Annotated in this window: 23 protein-coding genes; 7 read left to right on the top strand and 16 right to left on the bottom strand. The window is 66.4% G+C overall.

All coding sequences use genetic code 11. The features are described from left to right. The 11 genes from HALNA_RS02280 to HALNA_RS19725 all read right to left on the bottom strand — a co-directional run. On the bottom strand, positions 1 to 396 hold a 396-nt coding region (locus HALNA_RS02280; protein ID WP_049934750.1), incomplete at its 3' end, for a hypothetical protein. After that, a complete protein-coding gene (locus tag HALNA_RS19730; RefSeq protein WP_157573417.1) occupies positions 396 to 554 on the bottom strand; it encodes a hypothetical protein in 159 nt (52 codons plus the stop codon). The genes HALNA_RS19730 and HALNA_RS02280, both read right to left, overlap by 1 nt. A gap of 2 nt (positions 555 to 556) precedes the next feature. Next, positions 557 to 1,246: a hypothetical protein gene (locus HALNA_RS02275; protein WP_049934748.1), complete on the bottom strand. Its 690-nt coding sequence runs from the start codon at positions 1,244 to 1,246 to the stop codon at positions 557 to 559. A 233-nt stretch (positions 1,247 to 1,479) separates the two neighbouring features. Then, the gene (locus HALNA_RS02270) at positions 1,480 to 1,692 is read right to left on the bottom strand and encodes a hypothetical protein (protein ID WP_049934747.1); all 213 of its coding nucleotides are present in this window, start codon (positions 1,690 to 1,692) and stop codon (positions 1,480 to 1,482) included. A 72-nt stretch (positions 1,693 to 1,764) separates the two neighbouring features. Then, entirely contained in the window at positions 1,765 to 2,022 is a 258-nt protein-coding gene (locus tag HALNA_RS02265) for a hypothetical protein (protein WP_084509866.1), read from the bottom strand. Then, positions 2,019 to 2,240 (bottom strand): hypothetical protein, encoded by a 222-nt coding sequence (locus HALNA_RS02260; RefSeq protein ID WP_049934743.1) that lies wholly within the window; start codon positions 2,238 to 2,240, stop codon positions 2,019 to 2,021. The genes HALNA_RS02265 and HALNA_RS02260 overlap by 4 nt, the downstream gene beginning before the upstream one ends. A 191-nt stretch (positions 2,241 to 2,431) precedes the next feature. Further along, positions 2,432 to 2,554, bottom strand: coding sequence for a DUF7557 family protein (locus HALNA_RS19190; RefSeq protein WP_084509865.1), 123 nt, complete (start codon positions 2,552 to 2,554; stop codon positions 2,432 to 2,434). Positions 2,555 to 2,686: 132 nt separating this feature from the next. After that, entirely contained in the window at positions 2,687 to 3,238 is a 552-nt protein-coding gene (locus tag HALNA_RS02255; RefSeq protein WP_049934741.1) for a hypothetical protein, read from the bottom strand. Next, complete coding sequence (locus HALNA_RS02250) at positions 3,235 to 5,778, bottom strand: helix-turn-helix domain-containing protein (protein ID WP_169719000.1); 2,544 nt, start codon at positions 5,776 to 5,778, stop codon at positions 3,235 to 3,237. Before HALNA_RS02250 ends, HALNA_RS02255 begins: the two co-directional genes overlap by 4 nt. Next, the gene (locus HALNA_RS20430; protein WP_049934737.1) at positions 5,775 to 6,050 is read right to left on the bottom strand and encodes a hypothetical protein; all 276 of its coding nucleotides are present in this window, start codon (positions 6,048 to 6,050) and stop codon (positions 5,775 to 5,777) included. The genes HALNA_RS02250 and HALNA_RS20430 overlap by 4 nt, the downstream gene beginning before the upstream one ends. A 281-nt stretch (positions 6,051 to 6,331) precedes the next feature. Then, positions 6,332 to 6,499: a hypothetical protein gene (locus tag HALNA_RS19725; protein ID WP_157573415.1), complete on the bottom strand. Its 168-nt coding sequence runs from the start codon at positions 6,497 to 6,499 to the stop codon at positions 6,332 to 6,334. A gap of 29 nt (positions 6,500 to 6,528) precedes the next feature. On the opposite strand from HALNA_RS19725, the gene HALNA_RS02240 reads away from it, so the two are divergent. Beyond that, a complete protein-coding gene (locus HALNA_RS02240; protein ID WP_049934736.1) occupies positions 6,529 to 7,305 on the top strand; it encodes a hypothetical protein in 777 nt (258 codons plus the stop codon). 45 nt (positions 7,306 to 7,350) lie between these two features. Here HALNA_RS02240 and HALNA_RS02235 read toward each other — a convergent pair whose 3' ends face one another. Genes HALNA_RS02235 through HALNA_RS20815 form a run of 3 tightly spaced genes read right to left on the bottom strand, consistent with a single transcriptional unit; the run spans position 7,351 to position 8,374 of the window. After that, entirely contained in the window at positions 7,351 to 7,602 is a 252-nt protein-coding gene (locus HALNA_RS02235; protein WP_049934734.1) for a hypothetical protein, read from the bottom strand. Next, a complete protein-coding gene (locus HALNA_RS19720; protein WP_157573414.1) occupies positions 7,599 to 7,745 on the bottom strand; it encodes a hypothetical protein in 147 nt (48 codons plus the stop codon). Before HALNA_RS19720 ends, HALNA_RS02235 begins: the two co-directional genes overlap by 4 nt. Positions 7,746 to 7,768: 23 nt before the next feature. After that, on the bottom strand, positions 7,769 to 8,374 hold the full coding sequence (locus HALNA_RS20815) for a hypothetical protein (RefSeq protein WP_211225983.1): 606 nt from the start codon (positions 8,372 to 8,374) through the stop codon (positions 7,769 to 7,771). Between the two features lie 216 nt (positions 8,375 to 8,590). Here HALNA_RS20815 and HALNA_RS20810 point away from each other — a divergent pair, with 216 nt between their 5' ends. The 6 genes from HALNA_RS20810 to HALNA_RS19710 are packed head-to-tail and all read left to right on the top strand — an operon-like array spanning position 8,591 to position 10,479. Continuing rightward, positions 8,591 to 9,223: an SWIM zinc finger family protein gene (locus HALNA_RS20810; RefSeq protein WP_157573418.1), complete on the top strand. Its 633-nt coding sequence runs from the start codon at positions 8,591 to 8,593 to the stop codon at positions 9,221 to 9,223. Continuing rightward, on the top strand, positions 9,216 to 9,467 hold the full coding sequence (locus HALNA_RS02220) for a hypothetical protein (protein ID WP_049934733.1): 252 nt from the start codon (positions 9,216 to 9,218) through the stop codon (positions 9,465 to 9,467). Before HALNA_RS20810 ends, HALNA_RS02220 begins: the two co-directional genes overlap by 8 nt. Continuing rightward, complete coding sequence (locus tag HALNA_RS02215) at positions 9,464 to 9,910, top strand: hypothetical protein (RefSeq protein WP_049934731.1); 447 nt, start codon at positions 9,464 to 9,466, stop codon at positions 9,908 to 9,910. Before HALNA_RS02220 ends, HALNA_RS02215 begins: the two co-directional genes overlap by 4 nt. Then, on the top strand, positions 9,903 to 10,094 hold the full coding sequence (locus tag HALNA_RS02210) for a hypothetical protein (protein ID WP_049934729.1): 192 nt from the start codon (positions 9,903 to 9,905) through the stop codon (positions 10,092 to 10,094). The genes HALNA_RS02215 and HALNA_RS02210 overlap by 8 nt, the downstream gene beginning before the upstream one ends. After that, the gene (locus tag HALNA_RS02205) at positions 10,091 to 10,339 is read left to right on the top strand and encodes a hypothetical protein (RefSeq protein ID WP_049934728.1); all 249 of its coding nucleotides are present in this window, start codon (positions 10,091 to 10,093) and stop codon (positions 10,337 to 10,339) included. Before HALNA_RS02210 ends, HALNA_RS02205 begins: the two co-directional genes overlap by 4 nt. After that, a complete protein-coding gene (locus HALNA_RS19710) occupies positions 10,336 to 10,479 on the top strand; it encodes a hypothetical protein (RefSeq protein WP_157573413.1) in 144 nt (47 codons plus the stop codon). The genes HALNA_RS02205 and HALNA_RS19710 overlap by 4 nt, the downstream gene beginning before the upstream one ends. 267 nt (positions 10,480 to 10,746) lie before the next feature. On the opposite strand, the gene HALNA_RS02200 is transcribed toward HALNA_RS19710, so the two are convergent. Both HALNA_RS02200 and HALNA_RS02195 read right to left on the bottom strand, forming a co-directional pair. Beyond that, a complete protein-coding gene (locus HALNA_RS02200) occupies positions 10,747 to 11,040 on the bottom strand; it encodes a hypothetical protein (RefSeq protein ID WP_049934726.1) in 294 nt (97 codons plus the stop codon). Next, positions 11,037 to 12,176: a hypothetical protein gene (locus HALNA_RS02195; protein ID WP_049934724.1), complete on the bottom strand. Its 1,140-nt coding sequence runs from the start codon at positions 12,174 to 12,176 to the stop codon at positions 11,037 to 11,039. Before HALNA_RS02195 ends, HALNA_RS02200 begins: the two co-directional genes overlap by 4 nt. Positions 12,177 to 12,224: the final 48 nt, after the last annotated feature.

The following is a 12,224-nucleotide window of genomic DNA, read 5'->3' as shown; positions in this document are numbered from 1 at the left end:
CTCGAGGTTGGCGATTCGCTCCTCCGGCGTCAGTGCCTGTTCGGACTCGAACGGTTCGCGGAGGAGGTCCTGATCCCAGTGGTGTCGAAGGAGGTCCCGAGCAACGCTCTCGTACGACGCTCCGTCATCGGCGAAGTGTCGGACGTAGCTCGGACAGATCGTGATTGCATAATCCACTGGAAGAGTGAACGTCCGCCCGTCAACCGAGATCTCGAACCGCTTGCCGATCTCAACCTCGTCGAGGTCGGTGTGGTGGGAGAGGCAGTGGCCGTCAGCGATCCCGGTTCGGGTGTCCGCAATCCGGAGTGCTGTCTTCACATTGTGGCTGTCGGATTCGTCTTGGAGGTCAACACCGTGGCCCGGATCCGGTGACTCGACGGCTTCGAAAATGGGCATCACTTCACCTCCTCGTATTCGATGACGGCGACTGCATGCTTTGCCTGCGGGACGATCTGCCAGTCGACGAGTTCGACGTCGTCGCGCTCATTGAATTCTCGGATCGGACCGCCGAGTTCGGAGCGGATGTTTTTAACCCGCCGTGTAGCGACCGGCATGATCAGTCCTCCAGGCGAATAGCGTCAGCGAACGTTTGCTCGTCGTCGTCGGCCCGCTGTTCGACGTCGTCCATCATGTCCGAGTCGTCCCCGATGCGGATGGCGTCGGCGGACGTCTCCCCGACGGCTCGGCGCTCGACATCGGCTTCTTCGTCGAACCAATCGGGCTCGAATTCGGGGTCGTCCTCATCATCCTGTCGACGCATCCGCTCCCGGATCCGGCGGAGGCGTGCCCGGGAGACGTAGCCGTCGCCGGCCCTTTCCTTCGCTTCGCGTTTGTGCTTCCGTTGTCGTGCGGTTCCGGTGAGGGCGAGGACTTCGTCGGCGTCCTTCGCGCGCTGCTCCACGTCGCGGACGGAGTCGACTTTGTCGCGATTCTCGTCGCCGGCGAGTTCTTCAGGTGCGTTCTCACCGTCGGCGGCATCCTCGTCGGTCGTGTGCGATTCGAGGATCGCCTCCACCTCGTCAGCGGGGATGCCGAACTGATCGGCGATCTCCTCGGCAGCCCCTCGGGTGTCCAATCGCTGCTCGAGAACGTCACCCGTTCGGCGGCAGATGTCCGCAAGGAGCTCCTGCTCCCCGGTCGCGCGCTGTTCGATGTCGTCCTCAGTCTCCTCGACGACGTCGGCGGTCTTCCGCCAGACCTTCGAGAGGAATCTCTGTTCGGTGTTCGGTTGGTCGGTTTGGCTCATGAGTCAGTAGTGGGTGCTGATTCGCGGTCGGGTAGCCACCCGGCCGTGGACGGTGCTGCTAGTTGCGATCGCAAAGCCCGCCCAAGGAGTCGAACCTCGGGCGGAAGAGAGAGTTGACGAACTCGAACAGGGGCCCTGTTCGCTCTCCCCAGGTGGGCCCGTTTCCGGGGGTCATCGCGAGGCGTCGGCATCAGTCCGGCTCAAGCTCGCCGGTCGTTCGTTCCTGCAGGTCGTCACCCCTCCCGCGCCACGCGGACGGCGTCGACGTCGTCGGGTGTGCCCTCAGCCGGGCCGAGGATATCGCGCCCCTCCTGCTCGGCGTTTTCCCGTCGCATCACGAGCTCGCGGTTGATGACGATGATCGTGTCGGCATCCGGGTCGGGGTCGGTCGGGTTGCCGTCGGCGTCGACGAAACTCGCCGTCGAGATTGTGGCGGTAGACGACATCGATACAGCTGTTTGGGTCGCCGGATTTGAGGTCCTCTAGGGCCCGCTCGAGTTCGCGCTCGCTTCTCCGGGTCATTGCTGTGCGTCCTCCAGGGCCTCGATCCGCTTGCTCAGCTCCTCGAGCGTTCGGTCGTTCGTCACCTGTCGGCGGACGTTGGTGGCGTAGGCGAGTGCCCGAATCCATTTGATCCGGACCTTCTCGTTCTCAGCGTCGTAGACACGCCCCGATTCGACCTTCCGCCTAGCCTCCTCGATCGCGACGTCGAGCGTTTCGAGCATCGCGTCGTAGTCCTCGGGAGTGGCGCTCTCGCGCGTCGACTCCTGGCTCACGGCGTCTCCCCCTGGGACTGCTTGTGGAGTCGCTTGATTCGGGGATCCGTCTCGCCGTAGACGTCGTCGGCGTCGTCGATGGTGGTGAGGTCATCGAGCAGTTTCCGCGTGTCCTCGTCGAGAGGCTGCTCAGTAGGCCGGCCGGGATCGGGGTCCGGCGACGCGCCGGCTAGCTCGTCGACCACCCGCTCGATCTCGCGCTCCGAGCGCCGGGTCACGGTCCCTCCCGCGTCGTGATCGCGATCACCGCAGGCGCTCCGCTCTCTCGCGCGCCCGCACTCGCGTCGGTGCTCATCGAACGATCCCCCGGGGGTTCAGGCAGCTATATCGGTGTCTCATCGGGTCTATGTCTGAAAATCGTCGCTCTACAGGGTCACTTACTGACGGCTTCGACACGGGTTGTCGACGGTCACGCGTCGACATCGACGTGACGGCGGATCACGTCGTCGAACGAGTCGCCGTCGCGCTTCAGCTCGTCGAGGCGGTCGTACGTCTCTCCGGTGATGCGAATGTTGGTACTAAGCTGGGGCATGGGTCGGTGTGAAAAGGCGCCGGCTACCGCTGCCGGTACCGCCGCCCGCGGCCAGGTGGAACCTTCCTACGGGCGGGGTTGCCGTCAATTCATATGTGTGCAGCCAGTGGCAAAAAGCTTGTGTCAGCATAGTCAGCGTCTCGATTTCGGGGGGTATGGGGGGAGGGTGAGAAGGGCCCTCGCGAGGACGTGATAGTCGTCGGTGTCCGCGTCGTTCGCGTCGTCGACGGCGCCGGCGAGGACCTCGCGATCGACGTCGTGGTCGGCGTCCTCAAGGAGGTGCTGAGCGACCTCGACGAGCCACTCGGTCGGGCGGCTCCCCTCAACGGCGTCGTTCGGAACGCGGCCACAGGTCCCGCAGAACAGCTGGGAGCCGTCGCGAAGGCGCCCCCGCGTGGCCTCAGTCGTCGATCGGAGGCGGTGGTGAGCGTCGACGGTGCCGTCCTCGGCGAGGCGGTGCCCGGCAGCGTGGAAGGCACCCTTCGTATCCCCGACCGAGAGGTGAACGGCCTCGGCCTCGTCGAACTCAGGGTAGTACTCGCGGACTTGGGTCGCGCAGTAGGTGCAGCGCGTCGGGTCCGTGAGGATCGTCTCGATCTCGTCGGCGAGGGCGTCAACCTCGGGGTCGGGCGCGGACGCGTAGCTCCCGCAGAAATCCCCGAGGGTAGCCTGGATGACTGTCATCCAGCACCCCCAGCGTCGGCGAGGGCTGTCTGTGTGGTCGGATTCCCGACCGTCACGGTCGTCGCGGGTAGATCGGGATCCTCGGAGAGGCTCCTGGCGACGTAAACCCAGGGGTCGATGTCCGGAAGACGGCGCCGTAGGAGCGCCTCGTCGTAGGTGCCGCCGGTGAAGACGGCTGTGAGGAGGTCGGTCGGGGGGTCATCGGTCAGTGCGAGGACGACGTCGAACAGTAGGTCTTGGCGAGCGGCGGCGGTGTCCTCGAGGACCGCCGGGCGGATCGGTTCGCCCCGTTCCTCGCGAGTGGGGAGGGAGAAGCGGAGGCCGTCCTCGGTCTTCTCGACGAGCGTGAGGGCGGCGAGGGTGTCCGTGTGGCGGTGGATCGACGCGGTCGATACGCCGGCCGCCTCGGCCAGGTCGGACGGCGTGAGCGCCGTTTTCGACCGGAGTAACGCCTGGATTATCTTACCGACGGTCGGTGGCGCATCGGGGAGGAGTCGGTCGGCCTCCAGGTGGCCGAGAGCAGCTCGTACCTCGTCGAGCGTGATGGCTCGGGGGATCCCCTCGCTTCCGAGAGTGTGGAGTGCGTCAGCGACGGCGTAGGGGGAGCTGGTGAGTGTCCGGAGGATCGTGACAGCGTCACGAGTCGGGTCGAGATTCTTCTCGCCGCCCATCCGAGCGACCGTCTCGGCGTAGGTACTCCGGTCGGGGATCTTGACTGGCACCTGAATAGCAATCTCGGGGGCCTCCTCGTGGACCGGCGCCGGGCCCGCAGCGAGGTGCCCCTCAACGTGCCTGGCAAGACGGTGGACGTCCGGGCCGCGAAGGATGAGCCCCCCGATGTAGCGCCCCAGCGGATCGGCGGCGTCGACGTCGACGCTGAAGGCACCGGCTCGCTTGTCCTCCCGGCGCTCGTACACCTGTCTGTACAGCGTTCGATCTGAGTACTCTGCCTGGATCGCGGCGCTGACGGTGACGGCGCGGGCGATCTCGCTGAGTTTGTCGTGGGAGAGCCATCGCGGAACGCGGAGTTCGCGAACCACGTCGACGCCGGCGACATCGAGGAGGTGGACGATCGTCCCGGCGAGGCCGTGCGCCGACCGCACGATATCGCTACGGAAGGCGTCGCGGTCTCGTTCGTGGTCGCCCTGGTGGAGTTGCGTCGTCATGTCGGCGAGGTCCTCGCCCCACTCGATCAGCCGGTCGCGGAGTTCCTGGCCGTCTTCAGCTGCCTCGGCAGAGAGGCCGCCGATGCACCGGCCGTCGCGAAGGACCTCGGGCGGGACGTCGATTGCCTCAAGGCAGTCCGTCGGAAGCGCTCGGTCGAACAGCCGCGGCGACGCTAAACTCAGCGCGGTGCTCACCGTGTACTGGAGGGCCCCAGTTGCCCTGACCGCAACGACCACCTCGTCGCGATCGTCGTTGTACGAGACCCACCGAGTCCGCGTGTCAGTGTCGTCGAAAGGAGCCTCTACGGCGGTGATCGCGCCGTCCTCAGCCGCCGCAGCGGGAGCGTGGTGCGCCGGGCGGTTGCAGTAGCGGGTGCGGTAAGGGGTGGTGCTGTCGGCGGCATCGGCCTCGGCGGGGGAGGGGCTCCCGTGCTCGCGCGGGGTTACCACGGCCTGTTTGGAAACCTGAGACTGATCTTTAAACGTAGCGTCGAGTTCTGCTTGCCGGCCGTGTTCGGCGTCGAGAGCGTCCACAAACGCCGATCCCGCTGGCCGGAGTTCGACGCGAGTCTCCGACCGGGGGCCGTACCGTTCGACGAGATCGAGTTCCTCGAGGTCGCCGAGAAGCTGAGACACGCGCCCTTTCGACACCGTCGACGCCGCGACGAGTTCCCGGTAGGGGAGCGTCTCGCCCGGCTCTTCCGCGAGTCGGCGGAGGAGCGCCACCTCACGACTGTTCGGATCCAGTTCGACCCGTGCGGCCTCGACCGCGTCGTCGACGGTGGGTGCCTCCTTCCGGTGGGCATCGACCGCGTCGCTAAACGCGGCCGGGAGAACGTCGCGGTGTTCCCGGGCCAGCAGTCGGGCCGTGAGGCCGGTCGTGACAACTCGCACGTCACACGCCGTCCCCAGGCGAGCCAGCAACGAGAGGACCGCCTCGCGCTCCGCGTGCGGCCGCTCGCGGAAGTCGGACGAGAGCCGCACTGCGAGGGTCGGTGCTGCCTCGGCGGCCGAGAGCGCCGCCAGCGGGCCGTCTGTGACGCCGGCGAGGGGGAGGTGGCCGAGGATCGACGCCTCGGCGGCGCCGAAGCGTGCGGTCGTGTCGAGGGCCTCCTGGTGGCGGTCGTGCTCCGCGGGGCGATCGAGGGCCGTTAGTACTGTCGCGTACCCCCCCTCGGCCGCGGTGACACCGGCGTCCTCGAGCTCGCGACGGCGAGCGTGGTGGGGCACGCCGGCGAGGGTCGAGCGGACGGCGTCGACGAGGGCAGCCTGGAAGGGATCGCTCTCGGCGACGGCGCGGTACGTCTGTGCCGGCGTCTTGTCGGTGGCGCCGACGACGGGAGCGCCGACGGGCGCCTGTTGAGTCGGTGTCACCGGCACGGAGTCACCCCCAGCTTGGCAGCGACCTCGTCGGGGAGGTCCTCGACGGTTGCCTCGGTGTCGATCTCGCAGGTTGAGGCCGGACCGAGGTTGACGAGGTCGACGGTGCGGATATGTTGGAGGACTACCGCCGTGGGCGTCACCCGCGCGAGGGCTTTCTTGCGAGTATGGTGGTCGGGGCGCCATTCGACGGTCCGGGTGTCGACGCTTCGCGGCGCCGATGCAGTCGTCTCGGTGGTGGTGTTAGCGTGCGTCGTATCCGTCATCCGGCTTCGAGAGCCTGTAAGGCCGGCTCTGAACCGTTAACGGGCGGCGAGAGACGAGGGAAACAAACTTGTCCACGGAGGTTGAACGAACTAGCACAGGCACCACCTCGCCGGTGGCCTGCGCGTCGTGTCGCCGTGGCCCTCACCCGGTCGCGGCGTACACGGCGGATGCAACGTCGCGACCGGGCTTCGTCGCCCGAATTCGGTGGACGCCGTCGGCCTGGTCTGTGGCAGGGCAGGGCCGACCGCGTTTCCTTCGATGCTACTGTCCATGAGATGCATCACTCCCCACGCTGGCTTAGTAGTTCGGCCAGCGCCGCGTCCATGGACGGGAGGTCGTTCTCGTCGCGGAAGTCCCGCAACCCATCGGCGCGGTCGGGGTGAACCGTGACGGTTGTGCGAGTGACGGCCATCGTTCGTTCGTATCCGAAGTAGGGCTTCCGTTGCATTAACTTTTATCCGGACGGTACTAACTACTATGGTTAACGACTCAGCCGGACGGGGGGACGCCGGCAAACGTGATCGTGGGGTTCTCTCGGAATCCGACCGGCGGTTCATTCGACAGGGGGCAGAGCAATTCGAGCAAGAACACAGCTCTCCGGCACGTCTTAAGCGGGAACAGGCGATACGGTCACGGGCGTACAACGCGCTTCTCGACTTCCAGCTATTGATCGAGTATTTCGAGGATAGCGATTACCGATCCATATTCTGGCGCGACAGTGATGATGCGGTGCTCACACCACACGAGAATGAGGAACTCTCAGAAGGTATTGAATCAGCCGTCGCGTTCCTGTATCTCGTGATCGGCCCTGAACGGCTTGAACCGTGGATCGCTCGGGGAGTTCGGAAAGGACTGCATCAACAGGGGCGAACCGCCCGCGTCCACGTTGAAATCGACAAGAACGATGAGCGCGCGCTTGGAGAAATCAAACGCCGATACGATGAGAACGGCGTTGAAGGCGTCTCCATGGAGGAGCTAAAGGAGTTGGAGCAAGCCGGCCTTATCACTGAACAGGAACGCCAAGAGGCCGAGAACGAGTTATTCCAGCAACTCCGGCGGGAGAAGGTATCAGAGGCCAAAGACGTGTACGAGAATGAGGGTATTGAGGCACTCTCAGTGTTTCAGGTACGGGAACTAGAGCAGGCGGGGGTAGTTGATGAACAAGAAGCGTTCGAAGCACTCGGCCCCGAATCTCTCCCGTCGGTCACACCGGAAGAGGAGAAAGACGAGCCAGCCGAGGAACTTTTTGATTGAGAATGTGGCCTCGCGCGCACGAGCCGGACACGAAATACGAGCGCCTCACTCCTTGTCGATGTCGTCGAGAAGGCTACGCACGATCCGAACCGTCGCTTCGGTGCCGGGGTCCGCCGCGATCTCCCCGCGCTCGACGGCGTCGAGGAACTCGCGGAGGTCCTCGGCGTCTTGGTCGTCCTCGAGCTCGATATCGAACTCGCCCGATTCGACGAGGTCCGCGAGGTCGGCGGCGGGGTCGATATGCCGCGGATCCGAGTCGGGAACGCCGGCGTCGGCGTCGGGATCGTCGTCGGTCACGGGTCGACGTCCTCCTCGGCGTGACCGCGGAGGTCGTCACGCACTTGACCGACACGTGCGGCGAACTCGTGTTCGTCGGCGTCGTGCAGGTCAGTTTCGAGGCGATCCAACTCGCGAACCAGTGCAGAGAGGTCGTCCTTCATGGGGTTTGTTTCGTGACAGAGCGCTATTCCTCGACGAGTCGATACGCTCGGGCGCTGTTGTCGTACTCGGCGGCCTCGTTGAGTACTGGCCGGATGTTCTTCCGGTACCACGTTCGAGCGTTCTGGCCGTCGACAGGGTACTCAGGCCGGATTTTTTCTTTGGCCTCTTGCTTTGACACCGTTCCGTGTTCCCGAGCGTAGTCGAGGACCGCCCGCGCCGCCGCCTTTCGCGCCGCCAATCGGTCGCCTGTGTCGTCCCACGCCTCGGCGACGGCATCGACAATGTCGCCGTCGACCACGTCGCTCTCGGCGGCGCTCTCTGCTTCGCGTGTTCGGTCGGGGGTAACAGCCTCGGCCCCCGCGTCGGGCGTCACGCCGGCGTCCTGGACGTCCTCGACGACACGCCACAACTTCGCGCGCCCAGCCATTCGACTGTCGAGCCGGCCCTCCTCCGCTAGTCGGTTGAGGTGGTGAAGCGCGGTCCGGTGGGCGCACCCGACGGCGTCGGCCACGTCACTCGTCGTCGGCAGGTCGAGCGCCGCGACGGCGTCGACGAAGTCCTCGGCGGAGTACTCCGCGGCGAACTTCCCGGTCGTCTCGTCGTGCTTGTCGTGAGTCACGTCGCTCACTGTTTAGTCACCTATGCGGATATACGCACCCGCTTCGTATAGACTTTGCGGATACACGCAAAGTACTTCGCGCGAATTAGCAAAGTACCATGCGGATATACGCAAAGGATTTATTACCGTTGCGCCCATACGCAAAGGTAGAGACACACCGGCCCCTCGGGGCGTTCGATTCGCCCGCGGTGTAAGGACCGCGGGCCGGGTGTCTTGCAGAAACCCATGTCAATCGACGACGCGGCCGAAGTTAGTCCTTCGGTCACGACCCTCGACGATCGCGACGCCCGCGCGCTCTCGGAGTGCATGACCGTGCTCCCGGAGGGCGCCGACATCTACACCGTCGTCGGCGAGAACGGTGGTACCTACACCGTCGACGCCGACGCCGGCCGCTGTACCTGTCCCGACGCGGAGTACCGAGACGCGAACTGTAAGCACCGCCGGCGGGTCGCTTTCGCCACGGGCGAGCGCCCGATCCCGGCGTGGGTCGACACTGACGCCGTCGATCCACAGCTCGGCGCCCACGTCGACGGCCCGCGCTGGGAGTGCGACCACGGACGGACTCACTGTGCCGAGAGCGCCGGCGCTCGCGACGACGCGGTCCGCTGTTCGGACTGCACGGCCGAGGTCGTCGCGGACGGCGGAGTCATCGAGGCCGGCGACGAGGGCGAGCTCCTCGACGAGGACGACGACGGCGTCGTCGACCTCGCGGAGGTCACGGGCGACGCCGAGCCCGAGCGCCCGGAGGACTGTGACTGTGGCGACTGGAACGCGGGGCTTGGCCTGCCATGCTGGCCCTGCTACCGCGAAGGCTTCGGGACGCCGGCCAGCGCCGGCGGGGAGGGCGCCGATGCGTGAGACCGTGCGGACGCTCGTCGGGCAGCGCGGCCGCTTCGAGATCGCCGACGGGCGCGTGACGATGGAGGCGGCCGATCCCGCCCCGTCGCTGTACGTGCGCCAGCCCGAACACCCACCGCTCGGCGAGTCCGAGTCTGTCGCGACCCTCGCACTCTCGGGCGAGGACGTCAGCGCCCGCGTGGAACTCACCGCCGCCGATGCCGAGGAACTCGTCGACGCGCTTGGGGAGGTGCTCGACCGATGACCGGCCCCACGCGACGCGACCTCCTGCGCGGTGCCCTCGGCGCCGTGGCGTTGGCCCCGGCGTCGGCGGCCGGCGGACCACCCGCGACCGACGCCGTCGAGACAGGCATCCCCGAGCCGTTCGACGCGATGCCGACGCTCGAGGAGCCACCTGAACGCCTGCGCCAACTCGCGCGGACGAATTTCCCACCCGAGGCCGTCCCCGACGACGGCGCGATCGTCGACCCAACCCATCAGCGAACCGTTGAGTACGAGATCACGGTGCCCGAGTGGGTCCTCGAAGCGACCCGGTGGCGGCTCAGCCATACCGATACCGAGGAACTGGATCGTTGGCGCGTTCGCGAGTTCCTCTCGGAGTACGCGTTGGTGTGTGAGCAGTACCGCACGTCCGACGGTCGCGACGCCGTCGACGTCCTTTTCGACGAGGTGGCGCCCGATGGGTGAAGCCGATCGCCACGAGCGGGCCGCGGACGGCCTCTGTCGCGTCACGCAGGAGATGGAGGACGTTGACCTGAACGCGCTCCTCGACGAGGACGCACAGTCGTTCCTCAGCCACAAGCAGGCCTTGGAGGAGATGTGCCGACGCTACCGGCGGGATCAACACGCCGCCGAAAGGAGCGACCGATGACGGTGCGGATCCAGTGCGACCGCGACGGGTGTAGCAACGTGTTCGAGGCCGACGCGGACGCCGAGAGCGCGCGTTGCCCTGCCTGTGGGCAGCAACACTCTCTCGACGATGTCGACGGCGACGCGGGCGGCGACGGCACCGGGACCGCCGACGCGGACGTGGCCGTTTCCGGTGGCGATCTCGCTGGGAACGACCTCGTCATCGAGATTCGGATCCGCCTCGAACCCCGCGGAGGTGGCCGGTGAGCGCCCGCACCCGCGTCGAGCGTGACGAGTGGCGTCTGGCCGGCGAGGCGACCGACCACGTCATCGATCGGGCCGCCCTCGCGCTGGCGCTCGCCGGCGCGAAGGCGAATCACAAGCGGGCGGAAGGTATCGACGCGTAACCGCCGCGGCTTCTTCTTTCGAGGACATCGGCGCCGCCGTCGGCCGTCGCTTCCGCGAGTTACCCCACGAGTCCGAATCCATCCGAACGAGTGGGGTAACTCTCACGCCGCCGACGCCCCGAACCTACCAGTGTCCCGAGAGGATAACCAGCAAGAACAGCTGCTATATCGTCCCGATTCTGTCGGTTCCGGGAGGACCGTGCCGCAGTCTGTCGATTCGTTACGCCATAGATTCCCAAATAACTCTTCATATCCGTGTCAGCGGTACTAGTCAGATGGATCCGCCGATTCGACCCATCCCGCCTCACGGATCGTCTCGACGACCTCGTCGGGGAGGGCAGCGACGATCTTCTCGGCCTCCTCGTCGGGGAGGTGTTGCGGGGGTGCGCCCTCGCGATCGGCGCGGCGGCGGCAGACTTCCATGATGACCGCGGCGGCCTGCTCAACCTCAACACCGAAATCGAGGTGGATGTCGCCGGGCGGGGGATCTTCGCTGTCCGCAGCGGCCTCGCGAACGATGTAGTGCATCACGTCGACGCCCCGGATGGCATCGAGCGTCATCTGCGGATGTTGACCGAGCCGTTCTGGCCCGCGAGTTTGTTCAGCATGATCTGCTCGACTGCTCTCTCGAGGTCGAAGCTTCGGATGGCGCTCTCCAGGCCGCGCTGGATGCTGTCGCCCATCTGCTCGAATTCCTGCTGAACCTCCTGCTCGCTGATCCCGAAGAGCTGTGGGTTGCCGTTCGGGTTCGCCCTGTTCCGGAGGCGGACGTCGCCGCCCTCGAGGGCACGACCGTCGCGACCGCGTTCCGAACCCTGTCCACGACCACCGCCAGTGAGAGTGTCGACGGTGCTCGTGAGTTGCTTGACCCACGCCGGCTCCTTCGGCCAGTCGACAAGTTGCGAGAGCTTCGGGTAGTCCGGCCAGTCGACGAGCGTCGAGAGGTTGGGGTACGACGGCCAGTCAACGAGCTGGGAGAGCTTTGGGAGGTCCGGCCAGTCGACGAGCGTCGAGAGGTTGGGGAGAGGAGGCCAGTCGAGTTCGTTGAACCGCTTCCGGACGAGATCCATGCTGCTCTGGAACTTCTTCCGAATCGTCGAGAGCTTGGGGACGTTGACGAGCGGATTCGAATCCATCCGGCCGGTGTCTCGTGCCGACTCGCCCGTATCGGCACGCGGGTCGGGCGCCCCCGGATCGGTCTGTGGGCCGTTCTCGGCGTTCGCGCTGATCGCGCCGATGAACGCCGAGATCGGACCGAGGCCAGCGAGGCCGATGCCCGCAGCGGTACCGAGCCCGCCGAGAAGGCTGCCGCTGCCGAGGGCAGAGCCGATCCCAGCGAGCAGACCCCCGCCGATCCCGCCACCGATCCCACCACCACCGCCCTCGCCAGAGAGGGCATCCTTCTCGAGGGTGCGTCGAATATCGGTGAGTTCGCTCAGTTGCTTCTCTTGGACGTCGTCCGCGCCGAGACTACCACCCGCTGCGGCGCCCCCGGCGGTCGACAGCGCTCCGCCGAGGCCGCCGAGACTCGACCCCAGTCGCTTTACCTGCCGGCGCGCCCCACGGAGATCGAGGTCCGGAGCGAGCTGGCTGGCGCGGTCGAGCGCGTCCGAGAGCGGACGGGCGACGTTGCGTTCGACTGCCTGTTCGTCGACGCTAGGCCTCACGATTCCTGAGAGGGTGCGTTCGCGTGCCATGGTCTTACTCGTCGGCGTCGACGGCGGCTTCCAAGGCCGCCATCCGGT

The organism is Haloplanus natans DSM 17983, assembly GCF_000427685.1.
GTDB classification, from domain to species: domain Archaea; phylum Halobacteriota; class Halobacteria; order Halobacteriales; family Haloferacaceae; genus Haloplanus; species Haloplanus natans.
Note: the sequence above shows the minus strand (reverse complement) of the source record. Positions and strands in the feature narration are given on the sequence as shown.

What these genes read in the sequence shown, in the direction of transcription:
- HALNA_RS20810 (WP_157573418.1), top strand. Translation starts at nt 8,591, where the DNA reads ATGTCAATCGACGACGCGGCCGAAGTTAGTCCTTCGGTCACGACCCTC.
- HALNA_RS02240 (WP_049934736.1), top strand. Translation starts at nt 6,529, where the DNA reads ATGGTTAACGACTCAGCCGGACGGGGGGACGCCGGCAAACGTGATCGT.
- HALNA_RS02255 (WP_049934741.1), bottom strand. Translation starts at nt 3,238, where the DNA reads ATGACAGTCATCCAGGCTACCCTCGGGGATTTCTGCGGGAGCTACGCG.
- HALNA_RS02210 (WP_049934729.1), top strand. Translation starts at nt 9,903, where the DNA reads ATGGGTGAAGCCGATCGCCACGAGCGGGCCGCGGACGGCCTCTGTCGC.
- HALNA_RS02270 (WP_049934747.1), bottom strand. Translation starts at nt 1,692, where the DNA reads ATGTCGTCTACCGCCACAATCTCGACGGCGAGTTTCGTCGACGCCGAC.
- HALNA_RS19190 (WP_084509865.1), bottom strand. Translation starts at nt 2,554, where the DNA reads ATGCCCCAGCTTAGTACCAACATTCGCATCACCGGAGAGACGTACGAC.
- HALNA_RS02220 (WP_049934733.1), top strand. Translation starts at nt 9,216, where the DNA reads ATGCGTGAGACCGTGCGGACGCTCGTCGGGCAGCGCGGCCGCTTCGAG.
- HALNA_RS02195 (WP_049934724.1), bottom strand. Translation starts at nt 12,176, where the DNA reads ATGGCACGCGAACGCACCCTCTCAGGAATCGTGAGGCCTAGCGTCGAC.
- HALNA_RS19725 (WP_157573415.1), bottom strand. Translation starts at nt 6,499, where the DNA reads ATGCAACGGAAGCCCTACTTCGGATACGAACGAACGATGGCCGTCACT.
- HALNA_RS02200 (WP_049934726.1), bottom strand. Translation starts at nt 11,040, where the DNA reads ATGACGCTCGATGCCATCCGGGGCGTCGACGTGATGCACTACATCGTT.
- HALNA_RS02205 (WP_049934728.1), top strand. Translation starts at nt 10,091, where the DNA reads ATGACGGTGCGGATCCAGTGCGACCGCGACGGGTGTAGCAACGTGTTC.
- HALNA_RS20430 (WP_049934737.1), bottom strand. Translation starts at nt 6,050, where the DNA reads ATGACGGATACGACGCACGCTAACACCACCACCGAGACGACTGCATCG.
- HALNA_RS02275 (WP_049934748.1), bottom strand. Translation starts at nt 1,246, where the DNA reads ATGAGCCAAACCGACCAACCGAACACCGAACAGAGATTCCTCTCGAAG.
- HALNA_RS19720 (WP_157573414.1), bottom strand. Translation starts at nt 7,745, where the DNA reads ATGAAGGACGACCTCTCTGCACTGGTTCGCGAGTTGGATCGCCTCGAA.
- HALNA_RS02215 (WP_049934731.1), top strand. Translation starts at nt 9,464, where the DNA reads ATGACCGGCCCCACGCGACGCGACCTCCTGCGCGGTGCCCTCGGCGCC.
- HALNA_RS19730 (WP_157573417.1), bottom strand. Translation starts at nt 554, where the DNA reads ATGCCGGTCGCTACACGGCGGGTTAAAAACATCCGCTCCGAACTCGGC.